A 22,590-nucleotide genomic window follows, 5' to 3' on the forward strand; every position below is an offset into this window, starting at 1 on the left:
CGTCGGACCTAACAAGGCCTCGATCACCTATGTAAGGACGCCCCACCACGCGTCCCCAAACCAATGAGGAGCACACGTTGTCTGACCTGATCCAGGGTCCCGCGTCCGGGCAGAACGCCGATTCCGGCGCCGCCGGCGAGTCGGGTCCGCCCGCGTCGAATACGCCGGGAGGAACCGACGGTCGCGTTCGCGTCATTCGCGAGGGTGTTGCGTCGTACCTGCCGGACATCGATCCGGACGAGACCACCGAATGGCTCGAATCATTCGACGGACTTCTGGATCGATCCGGACCCACGCGTGCCCGCTACCTCATGCTCCGCATGCTCGAGCGCGCCGGTGAGAAGCACGTCGCACTCCCCGCGCTCACCTCGACCGACTATGTCAACACGATCCCGACCGAAAACGAGCCGTGGTTCCCCGGCGACGAAGAGGTCGAGCGCCGCTATCGCGCCTGGATCCGTTGGAACGCCGCGATCATGGTCCACCGCGCGCAGCGGCCGGGCGTCGGCGTCGGCGGACACATCTCGACCTACGCATCGTCAGCAGCGTTGTACGAGGTCGGCTTCAACCACTTCTTCCGCGGCAAGGACCACCCCGGCGGCGGCGACCACATCTTCATCCAGGGTCACGCCTCCCCCGGCATCTACGCACGCGCCTTCCTCGAGGGCCGCATCCCCGCGGAACAGCTGGACGGATTCCGCCAGGAGAAGTCGCACGCAGACTTCGGCGGCGCACTGCCGTCCTACCCGCACCCGCGACTGCTTCCCGACTTCTGGGAGTTCCCGACGGTCTCGATGGGCCTCGGCCCGATGAACGCCATCTACCAGGCCCGGTTCAACCACTACCTCAACGATCGAGGCATCAAGGACACCACCGATCAGCATGTGTGGGCATTCCTCGGCGACGGCGAAATGGACGAGCCGGAATCACGCGGCTTGGCTCACGTCGCAGCAACCGAAGGCCTCGATAACCTGACGTTCGTCGTGAACTGCAACCTCCAACGCCTCGACGGCCCGGTCCGCGGTAACGGAAAGATCATCCAGGAACTGGAATCGTTCTTCCGTGGCGCCGGCTGGAACGTCATCAAGGTCGTCTGGGGTCGCGAGTGGGATGCGCTGCTGCACGCCGACCGCGACGGCGCACTCGTCAACCTGATGAACGTGACGCCGGACGGCGATTACCAGACGTACAAGGCCAACGACGGCGCGTTCGTGCGCGATCACTTCTTCGGCCGCGACCCCCGCACCAAGGAACTGGTCAAGGACCTCACCGACCAGGAAATTTGGAACCTCAAGCGCGGTGGCCACGATTACCGCAAGGTCCACGCCGCATACGCAGCGGCCATGGCTCACAAGGGCCAGCCGACGGTCATCCTCGCGCACACCATCAAGGGCTACACCCTGGGTAAGCACTTCGAGGGCCGCAACGCCACGCACCAGATGAAGAAGCTGACGCTGGACGATCTCAAGGCGTTCCGCGACATGCAGCACATCCCGATCTCGGATGCCGAGCTCGAGAAGGATCCGTACCTGCCTCCGTACTACCACCCCGGCGCCGACGCACCCGAGATCAAGTACATGCTCGACCGTCGTAAAGCACTGGGCGGGTTCCTGCCTTCGCGCAACACGAACGCGGCGCCGCTCAAGCTCCCCGAGGACAAGACGTACGACGTCATCCGCAAGGGTTCGGGCAAGCAGGAAGTCGCCACCACCATGGCGATCGTGCGCATCCTCAAGGAACTGTTGCGCGACAAGGAAATCGGCAAGCGCATCGTTCCGATCATCCCGGACGAGGCTCGCACGTTCGGTATGGACTCGTGGTTCCCGTCGCTGAAGATCTACAACCGCAACGGTCAGCTCTACACGTCCGTCGACGCCGAACTCATGCTCGCCTACAAGGAGAGCCCGATCGGCCAGATCCTGCACGAGGGCATCAACGAGGCCGGTTCGACGGCTTCGTTCACCGCAGTCGGCACGTCGTACGCCACCCACGGTGAGCCGATGATTCCGCTGTACATCTTCTACTCGATGTTCGGTTTCCAGCGCACCGGCGACGGTCTGTGGGCGGCCGCCGACCAGATGGCTCGCGGATTCGTTCTCGGCGCAACCGCCGGTCGTACCACCCTGACCGGTGAAGGTCTCCAGCACGCCGACGGACACTCCCTGCTCCTGGCATCCACCAACCCCGCCGCTGTCACCTACGACGCCGCGTTCTCGTACGAGTTGGCGCACATCGTCAAGGACGGCTTGCGCCGCATGTACGGCGGTACCGAGGGTGTCGACGGCTTCGGTGGCGAGAACATCTTCTACTACCTGACCATCTACAACGAGCCGTACGTTCAGCCGGCCGAGCCCGAAGGTCTCGACGTCGAGGGCTTGCTCAAGGGCATCTACCTCTACAAGACGTCCGAAGCCGCCGGCCCGAAGGCACAGATCCTGGTATCCGGTGTCGCGATGCCCGAGGGGCTGCGCGCGCAGAAGTTGCTCGCCGACGAATGGGGCGTCTCGGCAGACGTCTGGTCGGTCACGTCCTGGGGTGAGCTGCGCCGCGAAGGCGTCGAGTGCGAACGTCAGGCGCTGCTCAATCCGTCCGAGGATGCTCCGGTTCCCTTCGTCACCACGGCGTTGTCCTCGGCTCAGGGTCCCGTCGTCGCGGCTTCGGACTGGATGCGTGCGGTCTCGGATCAGATCCGTCAGTGGGTTCCCGGCGACTACACAACGCTCGGCACGGACGGGTTCGGTTTCTCCGACACTCGCACTGCGGCACGTCGCTACTTCAACGTCGATGCCGAATCCATCGTCGTTGCCGTGCTGATCGGTTTGGCGAAGGAAGGATCGATCGAGCGGTCCAAGGCCGTCGAAGCAGCGAGCCGTTACCGTATCGACGATGTGAATGCTGCGCCGGAGCAGACCGGGGACACCGGTAGCGCGTAAGTCCTAGCGCAACGGTCCTGGCGCAACGGTCCTAGCGCAACAGTCCGAGCGCTCGAAAACAGACCTACGCCCATCGCCGCGGGTGTCATCTCGACATCCGCTGCGGCGATGGGCGTAGGTTTTTCTCATGCCCGAACCTGATCCCGAGAAACCCGAAGAGGGTGTGCGCCGCACCCGACCGCAGTCGTCCGGGTTGCAGGCTGTTCTCGCCCGCCGTCGTCAGGTTCGCGATCCACTCCCCGAGGCCCTGCTCCGCCGCGTCAAGCAGTTCTCCGGTCGGCTCTCCACCGAGGCCGTCACCGTCATGGAGGAGCAGCTTCCCTTCTTCGACAGTCTCGACGCTTCGCAACGCGCCGACGTACAACTCTTGGTGCAGACGTCGGTGGTGAATTTCCTCGAATGGCTGCGGCAACTCGACTCGGAGATCAGCTTCGGATACGAGTCCTTTCCGGTCATCCCCCAGGACCTTGCTCGACAGCTCACGCTGCGCCAGACCGTCGACATGGTCCGGGTGGCGATGGAGTTCTTCGAGAAATGGCTACCGGCTCTCGCCCGCAACGATCAGCAGCTGATCGCGCTGACAGAAGCCGTCCTGCGCTATGGACGTGAACTCGGCTTCGCGGCGGCAACGGTCTACGCAAGCGCTGCCGAATCTCGTGGCGCCCTGGACACGCGGCTGGAAGCGCTCGTCGTCGACGCCGTCGTGCAGGGCGACACCGGGTCGGACATGCTCTCCCGCGCCGCCACCTTGAACTGGGATGCCACTGCTCCGGCCACGGTCATTGTCGGGTCTCCCCCGCCGGACGAGCGAGTCTCGGTTGCCGGCACCGTCCACGCGACTGCCGCCGCGCACGGGCGCGCGGTTCTCGCGGTGGTGCAGGGTCCGCGACTGGTGATGATCGTCAGCGGCGAGCTGAGCAGTAAGACGGAAGGCAGCCAATTCCTTCAAGACCTGCTCATGAGTTTCGCCGACGAGCCGGTGGTGATCGGTCCGACGACGCCCTCGTTGAGCGCAGCGCACTTCAGTGCGTCCGAAGCTCTCGCGGGAATCAAGGCCGTTGCCGGGTGGCGCGGCGCACCTCGTCCGGTTTTCGCGACTGAACTGCTCCCGGAACGGGCACTACTGGGAGACGCCGCTGCCGTAAAGGCTCTTCGCGATTTCCTGGTCGCACCTTTAGCTGAATCCGGCACAGTCTTGACCGATACTTTAGACAGTTATCTCGACTGTGGAGGTGCGGTTGAGACTTGTGCACGTCTTCTGTTTGTTCATCCAAATACCGTTCGGTACCGCTTGAAGCGAATCGCGGAAGTTACCGGCCGGGATCCTACGAATCCTCGGGACGCATACGTACTACGGATCGCCGCTACCGTGGGCCGATTGACACAAATCGATCTCAAATCGAACAATTCGGTTACTTCAGTCACATCTTTAACATCCGGACAAACAAACCTGTAACCCCCGAGCGTCCAATTTCGATGGCCGAGCGCGACGTGGGATTTTGTGGGAACCCTACAAAACACTTCGCCAGAGTTCATCGCGACCGACATCTCGCAGGTCACTCGCGGCGGTGTTCTCTTAATAAGTGATTTCGTTGCTCGCCCCGGGACAGGGCTCTCAGACACCCGGCATGCTCAGCCCCTGGCTGGCATTGCCCGGAGCGCAAGACCGCCTCGAAGTTTGGTCGAAAGCAGCCGGCCTGGACTTGGTCCGCCTTGGCACGACCGCAACTGCCGAAGAAATCACCGACACCTCGGTAACACAGCCCCTCGTCGTCGCCGCTGCTCTGCTGGCATACGAGGAAATCGAATCGCGCGGATTTCTCGGCGCCGACGTCATCGCTGCAGGCCATTCGGTGGGTGAACTTGCCGCCGCCGCGGTCGCCGGAGTGATCTCCGCTGACGACGCGGTTGCGCTTGCCGCAATTCGCGGCGCCGAGATGGCTAAGGCCTGCGCACTCGAGCCGACCGGCATGTCGGCAGTTCTCGGCGGAGACGAAGCCGAAGTACTCGCACGACTCGAAGAACTCGGACTCGAAGCGGCCAACCGCAATGCAGCCGGCCAGATCGTGGCCGCCGGCCTGCTCACTGCACTCGAAGAACTCGCGGCGAGTGCGCCCGAAAAGGCACGAGTCCGAGCACTGCCTGTCGCCGGCGCGTTCCACACCCGATTCATGGCACCTGCACAGGACGCCGTCGCAGCTGCTGCCGCCAAGATCACCCCGTCCGATCCGACGCGCACGCTGCTTTCCAACTCGGACGGCGCACCGGTTTCCTCGGGCGCCGACGCCCTCACCAAACTTGCCGCGCAGGTTACCCGCCCCGTTCGCTGGGATCTTTGCTCCGCTTCGTTGCGGACCGCAGAAGTCACCGCGATCGTGGAACTCCCGCCGGCCGGAACCCTCGTCGGAATTGCCAAGCGTGAAATGCGTGGCACACCGACGGTGGCCCTCAAGAACCCGGAGGATATCTCCGCACTGTCCGAGCTGACCTAGCTCGGACGCCCCACCGGCCGATCAGCCCCACCGGCGGCCGGACGTTTCACCCCACCTCAATCGATCAAGAAGGGAGCCACACCAGTGGCCCACACTCAGGAAGAAATCATCGCGGAACTCGGCCAGATCGTGGAGGAGGTCACCGGTATCGAGCCTTCCGAGGTCACCGTTGACAAGTCCTTCGTGGACGACCTCGATATCGACTCCCTGTCCATGGTCGAGATCGCTGTTCAGACCGAAGACAAGTACGGCGTGAAGGTCCCCGACGAGGATCTCGCAGGCCTGCGCACCGTCGGCGACATCGTCGCGTACATCCAGAAGCTCGAAGCCGAAGGCGCCGAAGCCAAGAACGCAGAGTGAGCCGACCGTGACTTCCGCTTCTACCCGCAAAGGGAAATTCCCCGACATCGTCGTCACGAGCCTCGCGACGTCGACGTCGGTGGCTGGTGATGTGGATGGCACGTGGAAGGCGCTACTCGCCGGCGAAAGCGGCATCGGAATCCTCGATGACCCGTTCATCGACGAGTTCGACCTTCCCATTCGCATCGGCGGGCACCTGAAGGTTTCACCGGACGAGGGCTTGTCCCGCGTCGAAATTCGACGGATGAGCTGGGTGGAACGCCTTGCCCTCACGTTGAGTCGCACGGTCTGGAGCAACGCCGGCAGCCCTGAAGTCGATCAGGACCGCCTGGCCGTTGTCATCGGCACCGGACTCGGCGGTGGCGACACGCTCATCGACGCCGTCGACAAGCTCCGCGGCGGCGGATACCGCAAGGTGTCCCCGTTCTCGGTGCAGATGGTCATGCCCAACGGACCGGCCGCAACGGTCGGGCTCGAGCTCGGAGCGCGCGGTGGCGTCATCACCCCGGTTTCAGCATGTTCGTCGGGTTCCGAGGCAATTGCTCACGCTCACCGCATGCTCGTCATGGGTGACGCGGACATGGTTGTGGCTGGTGGAGTCGAGAGCTTCATCGACGCGGTTCCGATCGCGAGCTTCGCCATGATGCGTGCGATGAGCACCAACAACGACAATCCGGCCGCAGCTTCACGTCCTTTCGACAAGGATCGCGACGGATTTGTCTTCGGCGAAGCCGGCGCCCTGATGATCCTCGAAACCGAGGAGCATGCAAAGGCACGCGGGGCAACGATTCACGCCCGCCTGCTCGGTTCCGGAATCACTTCGGACGGGTACCACATCGTGGCACCGCATCCGGAAGGCCTGGGCGCGGCGCGAGCCATGACCCGAGCAATCGAGATGGCCGGACTGACGAAGTCCGACATCAAGCACATCAACGCCCACGCCACTGCGACGCCGATCGGTGACATCGCAGAGGCAAAGGCAATCAACGCAGCGGTCGGCAATCACGCTGCGGTGTACGGCCCGAAATCCGCGCTGGGACACTCGATCGGCGCTGTCGGTGCCCTCGAATCAGTCCTGACGGTTCTGGCAGTGCGTGACGGGATCATCCCGCCGACGCTCAATGTTGACAGCCAGGATCCAGAGATCGATCTCGATGTCGTCAAGGGTGAACCCCGAACCGGCTCTTTCGATTTCGCACTGAACAACTCGTTCGGTTTCGGTGGGCACAATGTCGCGCTCGCCTTCGGTCGGGCCTAGCCCGAACCGCGGTTTGCACCTGTCCGCGGGTGTCGTTGCAACACAACGTCACCCGCGGACAACACCGACCTTTCGTTCCACCCAAGGCTCGTACTGAAGGAGGACGCGATGACCATCCTGGCCCCCGTGACAAAGTCCGAATCATCGACAGACCCGCGCGATCCTCTTGCGCGCCTGGAAAATCTGTTCGACCCCGGCACCACAGTTCCACTCCACGCCCGTGACAAGTCCGGTGTGCTTGCTGCTTCCGGAAACATCGACGGCGTCCGCACCATCGCATACTGCTCCGACGCCACCGTCATGGGCGGCGCCATGGGCGTCGACGGCTGCAAACACCTCGTCAAAGCCATCGATACCGCCATCGAGGAAGAGTCTCCCATCGTGGGCCTCTGGCACTCCGGTGGCGCGCGTCTGGCTGAAGGCGTCGAAGCACTCCACGCAGTCGGACTGGTCTTCGAGGCCATGGTCCGCGCGTCGGGTCTCATACCTCAAATTTCCGTCGTGCTCGGCTTCGCGGCCGGCGGAGCCGCGTACGGTCCAGCCCTCACCGATGTCGTGATCATGGCCCCGGAAGGCCGAGTGTTCGTCACCGGCCCAGACGTAGTTCGCAGTGTCACCGGCGAACAGGTCGACATGGTTTCACTCGGCGGTCCGGAGACGCACACGAAGAAGTCCGGTGTCGCGCACATCGCCGCACACGACGAGGCCGACGCATTGCACCGTGCACGCCGCCTGGTTTCGATGATGTGCGAGCAGGGCGAATTCGATCAGCGTGCGGCCGAACTCGGCGACAGCGATCTGCGCGCCATGATGCCCGCGTCCGCAAAACGCGCGTACGACGTTCGTCCGATCGTTCACGAAATGCTCGACAACGTCGAAGGCGAGTCGAGTTTCGAAGAACTGCAAGGCAATTACGCGCGGAGCATCGTCACCGGATTCGGTCGAATGGCCGGACGTACCGTTGGCGTCATCGCGAACAACCCACTCCGACTCGGCGGGTGCCTGAACTCCGAAAGTGCCGAGAAGGCCGCTCGATTCGTGCGACTGTGCAACGCATTCGGCGTGCCGCTCGTGGTCGTCGTCGATGTTCCCGGGTATCTGCCGGGCGTCTCGATGGAGTGGGAAGGCGTTGTCCGACGCGGAGCGAAGTTACTTCACGCCTTCGCCGAGGCAACGGTCCCCCGCGTCACCGTCGTCACTCGAAAGATCTACGGCGGCGCATACATCGCGATGAACTCGAGAGCCCTCGGAGCAACGGCCGTATTCGCTTGGCCCAACTCCGAAGTTGCCGTGATGGGCGCGAAGGCTGCTGTCGGCATCCTGCACAAGCGGGCCCTCGCAGCTGCACCGGACGACGAGCGTGAAGCATTGCACGACCGTCTCGCTGCCGAGCACGAGGCAATCGCGGGCGGCGTCGACCGCGCGGTCGAAATCGGCGTCGTCGACGAGGAAATCGACCCGGCGAAGACTCGTAGCATCGTCACTGCTGCGCTCGCGTCTGCGCCGTCTGTGCGCGCACGGCACAAGAACATTCCGCTCTGACAACCCTGGACAGCAAGGTGGGCCTCGCCGATACGGCGGGGCCCACCTTTGTCATTCAAGTCTTTGACATTCAAGTCTTTGTCGTTCAAGCCGCGAGAGCACTCAGGGTTCAGGATGGACCTCGGTCAGCTGACGCGCCTTCGCAGCCATGTCACTTCGGCACCTTCGCCTGAACTCCGGAAGGGTTCGAGTTCCTCGTCCCACGGTGCGCCTATTGCCCGACCGATTTCCGCGGCGATGTCTCCACCGGAATTCATGATGGACCGCAGCTTCATCTCCCCGACGACGACATCACCGTTCGCACTGGTGGATCCGCGCCACAAACCGAGACCAGGTACATGGCTGTACCGTTCGCCGTCGACGCCGTGACTCGGATCCTCGGTGACCTCGAACCGCAACATCGGCCACGCGCGTAGCGAATCGACCAGGCGGGCACAGGTTCCGACGGGACCTGTCCAATCCGTCGTTGCACGGAGAAGGCCGTCGTAGGCAGGCTGTGAGGTCCATCTGAGTTTGGCAGGGCTGTCCAACGTGGCGGACAGAGCCCAATCCACGTGCGGGCACAGCGCCGCGGGCGACGAGTGGATGTAAACCACACCAGTCGTCACGTCCGCGAATTGATTCATTTCGCGCACTCGAGCCTCCTGCTTCGACGAGGGACGTCTTCCCCAACGACCTCTGTCGAGTTCGTACAGCACGCTCGATTGAACAGTGTGCCTTGTGTTACCCGTGTTGCGCCAGTGGAAGGAGAGAAATTTGTGCTCTATCGAGAAACTTCGCCGATCAAGCCGTCGGACAATTCAGTCCACAAAGGTTTGGCCCAGTCACCGAAGTCGCGATCGGTAAGTACGACGCACGCAGTATCAATCGCGGGATCGACCCACAGGAAAGTCCCCGATTGACCGAAATGACCGAAGGTTGCCGGCGAGTTCTCGAGACCAGTCCAATGCGGACGCTTGTCGCCGCGGATTTCGAATCCGAGTCCCCAGTCGTTGGGGCGCTGAGAGCCGTAACCCGGAAGAATTCCGTTGAGCCCCGGGAACTGGACGGTCGTCGCCTCGGCGAACGTCTGCGTCGAAACAAGGGCCGGTGAGAGCAGTTCAGCCGCGAACTTGGCCAAGTCGTCTGCCGATGCCTGCGCACCGTGGCCGGCCGGACCGACGAGAGCCGCACTGGTCATCCCCAAGGGCGCGAACACGGCCTCGGCCAGATAGTCGGCAAATTCGATCTCGGTCTCCCGGGAAACCAACTCGGCAAGAACCTCGAATCCCGCACTCGAATAGATCCGCTTCGACGCCACCGGCGCCTGAACGACACGTTCGGCGAATGCCAACCCCGACGCGTGCGCGAGGAGATGTCGAACCGTCGACCCTTCAGGTCCGGCCGGCCCGTCCAGCTCGACCGCCCCTTCCTCCACTGCGACGAGAATCGCGTAGGCGCACAACAGTTTTGTCACCGAAGCCAGAGGGAAAACGTGCGACTGATCGCCGCTGAAACCACGAACGCGGTCGCCCTCACCCGAGTTCTTCCCGGAGAGGACGACCGCTGCCGCATTGTCGACCGGCCACTGCTGAATTACGTCAAGACTGTGAGTACTGGGCACCCGATCAGACTACTGGCACAAGCGTTGCGCTTCCGATCACCAGTCAGCTTCGGTGTACCGGATGACGCCGCGGATGTTCTTGCCATCCAACATGTCCTGGTAGCCGTCGTTCACACCTTCGAGGGTGTAGGTCCGAGTAACCATGTCGTCGAGGTTCAGCCTGCCTGCCTTGTACATCGCGAGGAGGTTCGGCACGTCCTGGCGAGCGTTGCCACCGCCGAAGATGTTGCCCTGAAGATCCTTCTGAAGCATCGACATCAGGAACAGGTTCAGCTTTACGTCCATGTCCGTCAGATGCCCCATTGCGGTGACAACACAACGACCGGCCTTGGCCGTCAGAATCATCGCCTCTTCGACGTACTCACCCTTCATTTCGCCGACGGTGATGATCGTCTTCTGCGCCATGCGTCCATACGTGGCGTCGATGATCGGCTGAATGGCAGCGGCGGCGCTTTCGAACGCATGTGTTGCGCCGAACTTCAGAGCCTGCTCACGCTTCCACGGCACAGGATCGATGGCGAAGATGTAGCGGGCACCCGACGCAACAGCACCCTGCAGGGCACTGATACCGACGCCGCCAACGCCCATGATCACAACGTCTTCACCCGGCTTCACATCAGCGATGTGTGTTGCCGATCCCCAACCGGTGGGAACGCCGCAACCGACGAGTGCTGCAACCTCGAACGGAATGTCCTTGTCGATCTTCACAACCGACGACTGGTTCACGACCATGTAGGGCGAGAACGTCCCTAGCAGGCACATCGGGATCACGTTTTCGCCGCGAGCCTGGATTCGGTAGGTGCCGTCGCTGATGGCCTGGCCGCTGAGCAAGCCCATCCCGAGGTCACACAGATTCTGATGGCCGGCCGAACACGCCGGACAGGTTCCACAAGCCGGAATGAAGGACAGAACGACGTGGTCGCCGACCTCCAACCCCTTGACCTCTGGGCCGAGCTTGGTGATGACGCCCGAACCCTCGTGCCCACCCATGACGGGGAACGACGGCATCGGGGTCGCGCCGGTGACGATGTGGTGATCGGAGTGGCACATTCCGGCCGCTTCCATGCGAATCTGAACTTCGCCGGCTACCGGCTCGCCGATCTCGATCTCCTCGACGGACCACTTCTCGTTGAGGCCCCACAGGATTGCACCCTTGGTTTTCACGTCACTTCACCCTTTCATTCGCACACCCGCATCTATCTCTGTGACCATAGCCACAAATCTGCGAAATTGGAACGTGTTCTAACGAAAGATTTTGCGGTGCAGGTCAGCCGTCCAAATGACCTGGCACAACCGGCGCGGCAACGACGAAAAAATGACCCACTGAGTGGGACACGTCGGCCCGCCTCACCGAAATCACGGTCGCGCCGAAACCACGGTCGCGCCGAAACCACGGCCATCACGAGAGCACGCACCTTGGACTCCGCCTCCGGCAGTCAAGTCGGATGCGGAGCTTGGCGTGGGCTGTTGTGCCTGAGAAGCTGTTCTCAGGTTTTGAAGGTGGTGTTCGCCGGCCGGGGCTGCTGCCCCGGGTCGATCGAGGGCGGCGGGATGAACCACGGTTTGTTGTCGACGCCCATTCTGATTTCCCATTTTCCGACGAACCCGGATTTGCGGTGCATCAAGCGGTGATGTGAACGGCAGAGCAGGACCAGGTTGTTCATCACCGTCGGACCACCGTTCGCCCAGTGCCGGATATGGTGTGCGTCGGTCCAGGCCGGTACGCATGAACACCCCGGGAACGCGCAACCCCTGTCTCGGGCGATCAGGGCGACGCGTTGTTCGGCGTTGACCAACCGTTTTCCGGGTCTCGCATCCAACGGCGCCCCGTGATCATCGAGCAATACAGTCGACAGGAAACAATCACAGCCGAGAAGCCTCGTCTGCGAGACCGAGAGTGGCCCGAGCCACGGCATGTGCCCGACATCAAGATCCGACCGAGACTCTCCACCATCAGAAGGCGCGGCGGCGCAGTCCCGATGCTCAGCCAAATCGCGCGCGTTGATGTGCACGTTCACATGCGGTCGCTGACCACCATCGGTTCCTGTTTTTGCGCAGTCGAGGTACCGGCGGATAAGTTCGGTGAACCCGTCCGCGGTCCGCTTCGCCGCCGACCGAGCATCCGGCGTTCCGTCCGGTGCTGGGGTGGGCATCGTCAGATTCGACAACGCCGAGAGCAGCATTTCGCCGGTGAGAGCGTCGAAATCACCGCGCACCACCACCCGACCATTAAGTGTCGAGGCGATCCGAAGCTCATTGCGATCGACATCTTCGGCAGGTGGAATCTCATCGGACTCGAACACCCGCTCCAACGTCGCGATGACATGCCGCACCTTCGTCGTCGTCGCTTCCACACCCGACGCAGCCGCCAACAACAAATCGATGCAGCGAGGGAGCGCTTCCTCCGGCATCCCCTTCGGCGGGGACTCACAAAACGCCACGATCAAGACGGCGTGATCGAACGAGCAATCCCCGCAATCGAACCGAGCCGCCACCGCGGGAAACGGCCGCAGCGCGGCGCCCAATGCGGCGATCTTCTTCCCGTCCCGAACCTGCAGCATCGTGTTCGCCGCCAACCATGACCCGAGGCCGCGGCTGGCAATCACCTGATCATCCGGGCGCATCGACAGTTCGTCCACCACCGCCACCCGCACCGCTTCCAGCCGCAGAATCTCCGCACTCGCCGACACCGCAGCCTCACGCAACTCGGCAGCAGATAACTGCCACAGGCGTCCGCGTAACCCCACCGCAGAACCCGACACCACATCCGACAACAAAACAGTCATTGAATCCCCCGATCCCCACCCCCAACCGTACTCGAACACACATTCGAGTCAAGAGGGTTTCTCGAATCAGTCCACCGAGCGCCCCGGAACCACTAGACCGCATTGATAGGCCAGAACCACCAACTGCGCGCGGTCCCGAACATCAAGTTTTGTCATCGCCCGGTTCACGTGCGTTTTTGCCGTGACAGCGCTGATCACCAACTCCGTGGCGATCTCGTCGTTGGACATCCCCAGGGCCACGAGAGTTACGACTTCGAGTTCGCGCGGGGTCAATTGACCGAAGATCCCAGAAGTCGAGTCAGCCCGCGACGGGATGGAAAGGAATCGAGTAATCAACGCACTGGTCGCCATCGGCGACAACAACGAGTTGCCACTTGCGACCGTCCGAACAGCATCGAGCAGATCTTCAGCCCGGATCCCTTTGCCGATAAAGCCGCTGGCACCCGCCCGGATCGCCTGTGCCACATGCTCATCCACCTCGAATGTCGTCAGGATCAACACGTGTACGTCGGACAAATCCGGATGATCGGCGATCATGGCGGTTGCTTCGACACCGCTGGTGCCCGGCATTCGAATATCCATGAGTACAACGTCAGGTCGGTGTTCGAGCGCTGCCTGGAATGCCTGCTCTCCGTCCGCCGCCTCGGCGACCACCTCCATGTCGTCTTCAGAACCGATGAGCAGTGCAAGCGTTTGCCGAAAGAGCGCCTGATCGTCCGCCACTACTACCCGAACAGTCACAGCGATTCCTCACGCAGAGAACCGCTCGACACTGACACAAGCGGAAGTTGCGCGTCCACACGAAATCCCCCGTCCGCGCGGAATCCTGCTGACACTTCGCCTCCCATTGCCTGAGCCCTCTCCTTCATTCCGAGCAGTCCGTACCCGGGTGGCGAAGTCGAAGGCACTGCTGTTCCGGAGTTTTCGACTGTCAGCACCAGAACCTCAGCTTCGTACGACAACGACACGGTGACGGCTCCTGGCAGCGCATGCTTGCTCGCATTCACGAGTGCCTCCTGGATAATTCGATACGCCGTGAGATCTACTGCAGGTCCGAGTAGGCGCACAGAACCCACAGTGCGCACCTCGATTTCCATTCCTGCACTGACGAATTGATCCACCAGTGCCGGTAGATCCGAAAGCCCCGGAGCCGGCTTCATCGAGCGATCGCCGTCCTGCGCATCACGGAGGACACCAACGGTGGCCCGAATCTCGTCCAGTGCGGCCTTGGATGTTTCTTCCACTCCGCGTAGTGCAGTCGTCGCTTTCTCCGGGTCCTTCCCGATCAGGTGCGACGCGACCCCAACTTGCAGATTGACCAATGCAATGTGGTGCGCGACGACGTCGTGCAGGTCTCGCGCTATCCGCATCCTTTCTTCGACGACCCGGTGTCGAGCCTCGTCCTCGCGCATTCTTTCCGCTTGCACCGCACGCTCTTCGACGGACTCCAGATATGCACGGCGAGAACGGACCTCAGCGCCGGCGAAACTCGCCATCAGCAACCAAGACAACAACCCCAGCGCTTCCTGTAGGAGGTTGTTTCCTACTCCCAGGAAAATCGTGACAAGCATCAGCGATCCGACTGTGATTGCCGCTGCGAAAAAGGTCTTCCGGCGGTCACTCGTGCTGGCAACGTAATAGAGGCATACCATCGCCGCCGAACCTGTGCCGGCATTCGGCGGCGCCGACAGCGCAATCATCAAAACGCCGAGAAGCACTGCCACCGCGAGTGCCGAGAACGGATAGCGCCTTCGGAACACGATGGTTGTGGCTGCAATAGCTGTCACGACAACTCCCACAACCGTGACCTCGCGGGTCTCATTGCCGTCGAGCGCGATGCGGTGCGCCGTCCACGTGGCAAGGAGCACGAGGATGGTCAGTGTCAGGTCAATGGTGCGCGGGTGTTCCGCACACCATCGACCCCACGTCGAAGTCGAGGTCATCGATCTACCGTATCCGGATCACACCGACAACTTGTCGTTCGCGGGCTCAGTGGAATCCTTCGAATCTGCGAGCAGCGCAGTCAACTGCTCCCCCTCGACATCGACGTTCGGGACCAACCGGTCCAGCCAAGCTGGGAACCACCATGCCTTCGAGCCCAACAGGGACATGACGGCCGGAACGACTGTCATGCGAATCACGAAGGCGTCGAACAGAACCGCGAACGAGAGTCCGAGTCCGATCTGCATGATGAAGGCGTCGCCACCGAAGATGAAGCCCGCGAAAACGGCGATCATGATGAGCGCCGCGGCCGTGACCACTCGGGCGCCCTGGTCGAAACCCTTCACGACTGCTTCGTCCGGTCCGTCGCCGTGGACGTACGCTTCACGCATTCTGGTCACCAGGAACACCTGATAGTCCATCGCCAACCCGAAGACGATGCCGATCATGAAGATGGGCAACATCGCGACAACTGATCCGGTTTGACCTTCGATTCCGAGAATCCCGGCGAACCAACCCCACTGGAAGATCGCGACCAGCACACCGAACGTCGCGCCGATGGAGAGCAGAAATCCGAGAGTTGCCTTGAGCGGTACCAGTATCGAGCGGAATACCAACATCAAGAGGATGAAGGCGAGGCCGACGACCAATGCGAGGTAAGGAACCAGGGCATCGGCCAGGCGGTCCGAGACGTCGATCGTCAAGGCTGTCTGGCCGGTGACCGACATCGTGGCCCCGGTCTCGTCGATCAGCGATCCGGCGACCGCACGAATATCGGCGACGAGCGCCTTGGTTGCCTCGGTTTCCGGGCCACTCGACGGAACCACTGTGATGACTGCTGTGTCACCGGCCTGATTGAGCGCGGGCGGCGTCACTGCCGCTACGTCGGGCAGAGCACCGAGTTTTTCCTGGGCCCCACTCAATGCCGATGCCGGATCTGCGGCGTCGGCAACGTCGACGACCACCATCAGCGGACCGCTGAACCCGGCACCGAATCCCTCGGAAAGTCGGTCGGTGGCTCGGGCGGCAGTGGTGTCGGGCACCGGTGGGCTCGCCAAGCTCAGGTTGATGCCGAAGGTGGGGATCGCCAGCAATCCCAGCCCGAGAACTGACGCGAGCAAAACCGGAACTCGACGCCGGATCACGAACTTGGCCCATCGCGAGCCTGCGCCTTCCTTCGCTTTGCGATGCGTCAACTGACCACCGGACGCAAGCAGGCGACGATCGGATCGGCTCAGAACGCGCGATCCTGCAAATCCCAGCGTGGCGGGCAGCAGAGTCAGTGAAATCACCACGGCAACAGCAACTGCGAACGCTGCAGCCAGACCCATGCTCGTCAGGAACGGGATGTTCACAACGAACAATCCTGCCAATGCGATGAGTACGGTCAACCCCGCGAACACTACGGCCGATCCCGCTGTCCCGGCTGCGCGGCCCGCTGCGATTTCGGGATCATGTCCGTCACGTAGTTCTGAGCGGTAGCGCGAAACGATGAACAGCGAGTAGTCGATCGCCACGGCCAGACCCAGCATCATTGCCAGGACGGTTGTGCTCGAACCCAATTCGATGAAGCCCGTTGCGATGGTAATCGTGCAGATCGCGATGCCGATGCCGATGAGTGCACTGATCAACGGAAGCCCTGCCGCCACCAACGAACCGAAAGTGACCGTCAGGACCACCGCGGCGATCGCGACGCCGATCACTTCGCCCATCGATTCGGCACTGCTTTCCATCAGCACGTTGCCGGCGACATCGACCGCCAGTCCTGAACCCGCAGCGTCGTGAACTGCGGACTCGAGCAGTTCTTTCGAGCTTTCCGGCAAGTCCATCGAGTCGGCGGTATAGGAGACCTGCATGTATCCGATCGTCCCAGTCGACGACACTCCTCCGGAGGCATACGGATCCGATACCGCTGCAACCTCGGGATCCTTCCCGAGCGCAGAGACCAAGTCACTGACGGATTGTCGAATCGCCGGATCGGTGAGCGTCGTGCCCGCAGGAGATTCAAAGACGATGCGAGCACTGGCTCCGTCGGTGGACGATTGCGGAAATCTCTCAGCCAGAAGATCTTGCGCCGCTTGCGATTCGGTGCCCGGTATCGACAACGTGTTGACCGTCGGACCGGACAGCGTTGCTGCGCCCACTCCGCCCGCCACCAGCAGGACGAGCCAGAAGCCCACCATTGCCCAGCGACGCCGAAACGCGAGTCGCGAGAGTTTGTACAGGAATATCGACATGCGTATCACTGTGCCGATACACGACCCCGTCGCACATCGTGCACAGGTAGACACTTAAGCGTACTGCGCTCGCAGTAGGGCGGTGGTCCCCAGGGCTAGCCGAGCAGGCCCAACTCCCTCGACCACGGCGGATCCGCCCCCGGTCGCGACACCGTGACGGCTGCCGCGCGCGCAGCGAAGATCAACGCAGCCGTCCAATCGGACTCGGAAAACCCACGCAGAACGGCGGCGTCGAGTGCGTCGTGTCGATCAAGGTAAGCCAACAGGGCTCCGTGTACCGTATCGCCCGCACCGATCGTGTCCGCGACGTCAACCGCGGGCGCCGGCACCGAAACATCGAGTTCGCTGGTGATCAACCGCAACCCATCACCACCACGGGTGAGCAGCACGGCGCCGACGCCTTCGTCCAGCCACTCGGTGCCGTCGACCGAACCCAACCACTGGGCGTCGTCGTCGCTCACCTTGAGAATGTCGATGGACGGTAACCACGACCGAAACCGTCGTCGATAGGCGTCTGGATCGGCGATCACCGCCGGGCGAATGTTGGGGTCCACCATGGTAAGTCGACCGCGGGCATGAGCTTCGTGCAGCATCGCTTCGTAGGCAGAGGCGCCGGGCTCGAGCACCAGCGACAACGTTCCGAACGAGAACGCCCGAGCAGAGGGAAGTTTCGGCAGCGCAAACTGTCGATCCGCCGTTCCCTCGAGATAGAAGGAGTACCGCGCTCCCCCGTCCGCAGCAAGATTCACGACGGCCAAAGTTGTCGGCTCGGGTCCGCGTTCGACTCCGGTTGTGTCTACGTTCGACGCGGCCAGCGAGTCGATCATCCGATCTCCGAACGCGTCGGTGGACAAGCGAGAGACGAATCCCACGTCAGAGCCGAGTCGACCTAGTGCGATCGCAACGTTGAACGGCCCCCCGCCCAATTTGGGCGAGAAGTTATCCCCCACCGGCACCAGATCGACCAGTCCCTCGCCACACACCACGACGGATCGTTCGCGTGTATCACTCATCGGTAGACCCTAACCTTCTTGCCAATCGACGATGGATGTGACCTGCTCGGCACGAACGAATTCGGGTGCCGAGCAGGTCACGATTGTGGAGGGGGTTCAGCTACCCACGCGCTCGCCGGTTGTGGGGTCGAAGAGGTGAACAGGACCGTCCACCCGCTCGAATCCGAGCGTCTGGCCGTACTGCAACTTCGATCGCCCGCCGGTGCGTGCGACGAGCGAAATCGGATCGGATTCCGTGCCGGGTACGTGCGCGTAGATGTACGACTCGTTGCCCAGTTCCTCGACCAGGTCGATCTGAGCTGCGATTCCGTCTCCGGCCGCGACCACCTGGAATTGTTCAGGCCGAATTCCCACGGTGACCGAACTCAGACCGGCTGCGGCGATTGCCGTCATCTGCTCGCGGTCGAGCGGAACTTCGACGGCACCGAAGCGGACGCCACCCGAACTGACCGGCACCGTCACCAAGTTCATTCCCGGAGATCCGATGAATCCGGCAACAAACGCATTGGCGGGCCGATCGTAAAGTTCAGTCGGAGAGGCGAACTGCTGCAACTTACCGCCCTTGAGCACGGCCACGCGATCACCCATCGTCATCGCTTCCACCTGATCGTGTGTGACGTAGACGGTGGTGGTTCCTAGACGTCGCTGCAATGCCGCGATCTGCGTGCGAGTCTGGACGCGCAGCTTGGCGTCGAGGTTGGAAAGCGGCTCGTCCATGCAGAACACTTGCGGTTCACGAACGATGGCGCGGCCCATCGCAACTCGCTGCCGTTGACCGCCGGAAAGCTTGGCCGGCTTGCGGTCGAGATACTCCGTCAAGTCGAGAAGTTTGGCCGCTTCCGCAACTTTCTTCTTTCGCTCCTCGACGGGCACACCGCGCATCTTCAGCGCGAACCCCATGTTCTCACCGACGGTTTTGTTGGGGTAAAGCGCATAGTTCTGGAAGACCATCGCGATGTCACGGTCCTTCGACGGTACATCGGTCATGTCCTTGCCGTTGATGGTGATCGCGCCCGAATCGATGTCCTCGAGCCCCGCCAACATGCGTAGTGCCGTGGACTTTCCGGAACCCGACGGACCGACGAGAACGATGAACTCACCGTCGTTGATGTCGAGATCGAGTGAATCGACAGCGAGAGTGCCGGCACCTTCGTAGATGCAAGACGCTTTCTGGTACGAGATTTCAGCCATGACGAACTCCTGAGAAGGGTGAGGAGAATTATTTGATTGCACCGAAGGACAGGCCGCGCACCAGTTTGTTCTGGGCGAACCAACCGGCCAAGATGACGGGCAATGCCGCCATGGTCGCTGCCGCGGACAGCCGAGCCCAGTACAGGCCCTCGCCCGTGATGAACCCGACCAAGAAGACCGGAATCGTTTGTGCTTGAACAGCTGTCAGATTGACGGCGAAGAAGAACTCATTCCACGAGAAGATCACACAGATCAGTGCGGTGGCAGCGATGCCGGGTGAGATCAGAGGCAGGATCACCTCGCGAACCGACGTCCACAGGCTGGCACCGTCCATGCTTGCCGCCTCGAGAAGTTCGCCGGGAACCTCCAGAAAGAAGGAGCGCATCATCCACACCGCGATCGGCAGATTCATCGAGGTGTACAGGATGACCAGGGCCCAGATGTTGTCGAGCAGGCCGATGTCGTTGACGATCACGTACAGGGGCACGATCGCTGCGACGACGGGGAGCATCTTCGTACTGATGAAGAAGAACAGAACGTCCTGGGTCTTGGCGACCGGCCGGAGCGACAAGGCAAATGCCGCCGGAACACCAAGTAGCAGAACCAGAATGGTCGACATTCCCGTGGCGAAGGCAGAGTTCGCCAGTGTCGTACCGAGGCCGGAGTCGAGGACGGCTCGGAACTGCTCGAGGGTCGGGGTGAAGAACAGCTTCGGCGGATCGGTGTACGCGTCCGCCTCGGTCTTGAACGCGGTCAGGACCATCCAGAAGACGGGAAAGAAGAACCCGAGGGCCGCGATCCACGCCACGACCGACCACGGACTGAACTTACCGCTCTTTTTCTTCTTGACGACGGGCTTGTCGGTCGTCGCACTTGTCGTCTCTACGGCAGTCATCACGCCGCCTCCTCGTTGCCGGTGAAGCTCTTGAAGATCAGTCGAAGCGCAAGCGTGGACACGATGATGGTCGCGATCACTGTCACGACGCCCATCGCCGCGGCTTGACCGACGTCGAAGCCGAGGAACGCGCGCTGGTAGATGTAGAACGGCAGGTTCGAACTGGCCACGCCGGGCCCACCCGACGTCATCATGTACACCGCGTCAAAGGTGTTCACGAGGTAGATCGCGCCGAGAACTGCACCGAGTTCGATGAATCGACGCAGGTGCGGCAGAGTCAGTTCGCGGAACATCGCAAAAGGCTTGGCTCCGTCCACCCGTGCGGCTTCGAGGATGTCTCGGGGCATGGACTGCAAACCGGCCAGAATGAGCAGCATCATGAAGGGCGTCCACTGCCAGATCAGATTGATCATGACCGCGGCGAGCGGAAACTTGCTGACCCAGTCGACCTGGCCGACACCGAAAGGCTGGAGGACGAAGTTCACGATACCGAATACCGGATCGAACATTGTTGTCTTCCATAGCAATGCACCAGCGACGGGAGTTATGAGGAAGGGCGTGATCAGCAGCGTTCGTACGATGCCGCGACCGAGGAAGGCTCGGTCGAGTAGCAGCGCCAAGGCGAGTCCCAGGATCACCGAAACGATGACCGTACCCACGATCATGATGACCGTGTTGACCGCGACTTCCCGAAACTGACTGTCCTTGAACACATCGATGTAGTTGTTGAACCAGTTGAAGTGCCGCGATCCCGGCCGGACAAGATTCCAGGATTGCGTGGAGTAGTAGAGAGTGAACAGAAAGGGAATCTGCGTGACGACGATCGAGAAGATCAACGCCGGCAGCAACGGACCTCGACGACGCCAACCCTCGGCACGAGAGATCTTCTTGTCGATACGAACCGGTGGTGCGTCGTCCACCATGGATCTGAGCTCAGCAACCGTAGTCATCGGTTCTCCTGATAGGTCTTGCCGACCACCTCGGCATACTGCTGCGATTGTTCGAGTGCTTCTTTCACACTCTTCTGACCCGCGATTGCCGCACTGATCTGCTGGCTGACGCGAGTGCCCAGATCCTGGAACTCAGGGATGGTGAGGAACTGGACGCCGGTGTATGGAACCGGTTGCACTGTCGGGTTTTTCGGGTCTGCATTGTTGATCGATTCGAGGGTGATCGGACCGAATGCCTTTGCAGCTTCCTGGTACTCCGGAATCTCGTAGGTCGAAAGACGGCTTCCCGGAGGGACTCTCGACCAACCGAGTTCAGTGCCGACTTTTTGGATGTAATCCTTGTTCGTCATCCAGGAGATGAACTTCCAGGCATCGTCTTTGTTCTGTGCCGACTCCGGGATTCCGAGCGCCCAGGTGTAGAGCCATCCGGGATCGGACTTCTCGACCTTCGGGGCCTTCGCATATCCGATGTTGCCGACCACCTTCGACGATGCGGGATCTTCGAGCACCGACACAGCCGAGGTCGCGTCATACCACATCGCCGTGTTGCCTTGCGCGAATTGTGTTGCGCATTCGCCGAACCCACTTGTTGCAGGCCCCGGCTGGCCGTGCTCCTTGACGGTGTCCACGTAGAACTGAACGGCCTCCTCGACCTGCGGACTGGTCAACTGCGCATTCCAGTTCTCGTCGTACCAGCGTCCGCCGAAAGTGTTGATCACTGTGTTGAGCGGCGCGAGAACCTCGCCCCAGCCCGGCTTTCCTCGCAGGCAGATTCCGGACATCTTGGCATCAGGGTTGTCGAACTGCTCTGCCCAACCTGCAACTTCCTGCCACGTCGGGTCTTCTGGAACTGTGATCCCCGCCTGATCGAACAGGTCTTTGCGATACATCAGGAACGACGACTCCCCGTAGAACGGCACCGCATACATGCTGTCCTCGTACGACAGTGAAGCCTTGATGGACGGTATGAAATCGTCCTCGTCATAACCTGGTGTCTTGTCCGCGTACTCGGACAGGTTCGTGAGCCAACCGTTCGCGGCCCACTGGGGCGCCTCGTAGTTGCTGATCATCACGACGTCGAACTCGCCGCCACCGGTGGCCGTCGACGCTGTGATCTTGGCGCGGGCCTGGTTCTCGGAAAGGCTGACGAATTTGAGGTCGATGCCGGGGTTCTCGGCTTCGAAAGCCGGAGCCAATTTGATGGCGTCCTGCATCTGCGAGTTCGACACCATCGCAATGGTGACTGTTCGTTCGCCGGAACCACCGAGCGCACCAGCACCCGCACATCCCGACACCAGGAGGCAGAGCGCCGCAGCGGCAGCGCCCCACACTCGTCTTCCTGTTTTCACGGATTACCTTCCTTCACACTTGCGTGTCAGTCGCGCGCTC

General features: G+C 61.8%; 18 protein-coding genes. 6 read left to right on the top strand and 12 right to left on the bottom strand.

What is annotated here, in order from left to right:
* The first annotated feature begins 77 nt into the window (after positions 1-77).
* The 6 genes from aceE to ACFQ6Y_RS22065 all read left to right on the top strand — a co-directional run bounded on the left by aceE (position 78) and on the right by ACFQ6Y_RS22065 (position 8,585).
* Positions 78-2,933, top strand: a complete 2,856-nt coding sequence (aceE, locus tag ACFQ6Y_RS22040; RefSeq protein ID WP_378637169.1) for a pyruvate dehydrogenase (acetyl-transferring), homodimeric type — start codon at positions 78-80, stop codon at positions 2,931-2,933.
* A 127-nt stretch (positions 2,934-3,060) separates the two neighbouring features.
* Positions 3,061-4,389 (top strand): CdaR family transcriptional regulator, encoded by a 1,329-nt coding sequence (locus tag ACFQ6Y_RS22045; protein ID WP_003941635.1) that lies wholly within the window; start codon positions 3,061-3,063, stop codon positions 4,387-4,389.
* Positions 4,390-4,516: 127 nt separating this feature from the next.
* Positions 4,517-5,425 carry an ACP S-malonyltransferase gene (locus ACFQ6Y_RS22050; RefSeq protein WP_378538511.1) on the top strand — a complete coding sequence of 303 codons (909 nt, stop codon included), beginning with the start codon at positions 4,517-4,519 and terminating at the stop codon, positions 5,423-5,425.
* An 84-nt stretch (positions 5,426-5,509) separates the two neighbouring features.
* Entirely contained in the window at positions 5,510-5,785 is a 276-nt protein-coding gene (gene acpM, locus ACFQ6Y_RS22055; RefSeq protein ID WP_003941649.1) for a meromycolate extension acyl carrier protein AcpM, read from the top strand.
* 7 nt (positions 5,786-5,792) lie between these two features.
* Entirely contained in the window at positions 5,793-7,043 is a 1,251-nt protein-coding gene (locus ACFQ6Y_RS22060; RefSeq protein ID WP_003941591.1) for a KasA/KasB family beta-ketoacyl-ACP synthase, read from the top strand.
* 108 nt (positions 7,044-7,151) lie between these two features.
* A complete protein-coding gene (locus tag ACFQ6Y_RS22065) occupies positions 7,152-8,585 on the top strand; it encodes an acyl-CoA carboxylase subunit beta (RefSeq protein WP_378546925.1) in 1,434 nt (477 codons plus the stop codon).
* A gap of 125 nt (positions 8,586-8,710) precedes the next feature.
* On the opposite strand, the gene ACFQ6Y_RS22070 is transcribed toward ACFQ6Y_RS22065, so the two are convergent.
* From ACFQ6Y_RS22070 to ACFQ6Y_RS22125, 12 genes are all read right to left on the bottom strand, one after another.
* The gene (locus ACFQ6Y_RS22070; protein ID WP_378447935.1) at positions 8,711-9,220 is read right to left on the bottom strand and encodes a DUF3145 domain-containing protein; all 510 of its coding nucleotides are present in this window, start codon (positions 9,218-9,220) and stop codon (positions 8,711-8,713) included.
* 128 nt (positions 9,221-9,348) lie between these two features.
* Positions 9,349-10,188, bottom strand: a complete 840-nt coding sequence (locus tag ACFQ6Y_RS22075; RefSeq protein WP_378637173.1) for a serine hydrolase domain-containing protein — start codon at positions 10,186-10,188, stop codon at positions 9,349-9,351.
* A 36-nt stretch (positions 10,189-10,224) separates the two neighbouring features.
* A complete protein-coding gene (locus ACFQ6Y_RS22080) occupies positions 10,225-11,352 on the bottom strand; it encodes an NDMA-dependent alcohol dehydrogenase (RefSeq protein WP_378538502.1) in 1,128 nt (375 codons plus the stop codon).
* Between the two features lie 323 nt (positions 11,353-11,675).
* Entirely contained in the window at positions 11,676-12,974 is a 1,299-nt protein-coding gene (locus ACFQ6Y_RS22085) for a DUF222 domain-containing protein (protein WP_378637178.1), read from the bottom strand.
* Between the two features lie 66 nt (positions 12,975-13,040).
* Positions 13,041-13,715, bottom strand: a complete 675-nt coding sequence (locus ACFQ6Y_RS22090) for a response regulator (protein WP_378538499.1) — start codon at positions 13,713-13,715, stop codon at positions 13,041-13,043.
* Positions 13,712-14,917 (bottom strand): sensor histidine kinase, encoded by a 1,206-nt coding sequence (locus ACFQ6Y_RS22095; protein ID WP_378538496.1) that lies wholly within the window; start codon positions 14,915-14,917, stop codon positions 13,712-13,714. Before ACFQ6Y_RS22095 ends, ACFQ6Y_RS22090 begins: the two co-directional genes overlap by 4 nt.
* Before the next feature lie 18 nt (positions 14,918-14,935).
* Positions 14,936-17,152, bottom strand: coding sequence for an MMPL family transporter (locus ACFQ6Y_RS22100; protein WP_378538492.1), 2,217 nt, complete (start codon positions 17,150-17,152; stop codon positions 14,936-14,938).
* Between the two features lie 95 nt (positions 17,153-17,247).
* Positions 17,248-18,165, bottom strand: coding sequence for a carbohydrate kinase (locus ACFQ6Y_RS22105; RefSeq protein WP_378538490.1), 918 nt, complete (start codon positions 18,163-18,165; stop codon positions 17,248-17,250).
* A 96-nt stretch (positions 18,166-18,261) separates the two neighbouring features.
* The gene (locus ACFQ6Y_RS22110) at positions 18,262-19,356 is read right to left on the bottom strand and encodes an ABC transporter ATP-binding protein (protein WP_378538487.1); all 1,095 of its coding nucleotides are present in this window, start codon (positions 19,354-19,356) and stop codon (positions 18,262-18,264) included.
* Positions 19,357-19,384: 28 nt separating this feature from the next.
* The gene (locus ACFQ6Y_RS22115; protein WP_378538484.1) at positions 19,385-20,251 is read right to left on the bottom strand and encodes a carbohydrate ABC transporter permease; all 867 of its coding nucleotides are present in this window, start codon (positions 20,249-20,251) and stop codon (positions 19,385-19,387) included.
* Positions 20,251-21,201, bottom strand: a complete 951-nt coding sequence (locus ACFQ6Y_RS22120; protein ID WP_378538480.1) for a carbohydrate ABC transporter permease — start codon at positions 21,199-21,201, stop codon at positions 20,251-20,253. The genes ACFQ6Y_RS22115 and ACFQ6Y_RS22120 overlap by 1 nt, the downstream gene beginning before the upstream one ends.
* A complete protein-coding gene (locus ACFQ6Y_RS22125; RefSeq protein WP_378637183.1) occupies positions 21,198-22,550 on the bottom strand; it encodes an ABC transporter substrate-binding protein in 1,353 nt (450 codons plus the stop codon). Before ACFQ6Y_RS22125 ends, ACFQ6Y_RS22120 begins: the two co-directional genes overlap by 4 nt.
* Between the last annotated feature and the right edge of the window lie 40 nt (positions 22,551-22,590).

It is taken from the genome of Rhodococcus sp. NPDC056516 (genome assembly GCF_042794655.1).
In the GTDB taxonomy this organism is placed as follows: domain Bacteria; phylum Actinomycetota; class Actinomycetes; order Mycobacteriales; family Mycobacteriaceae; genus Rhodococcus_F.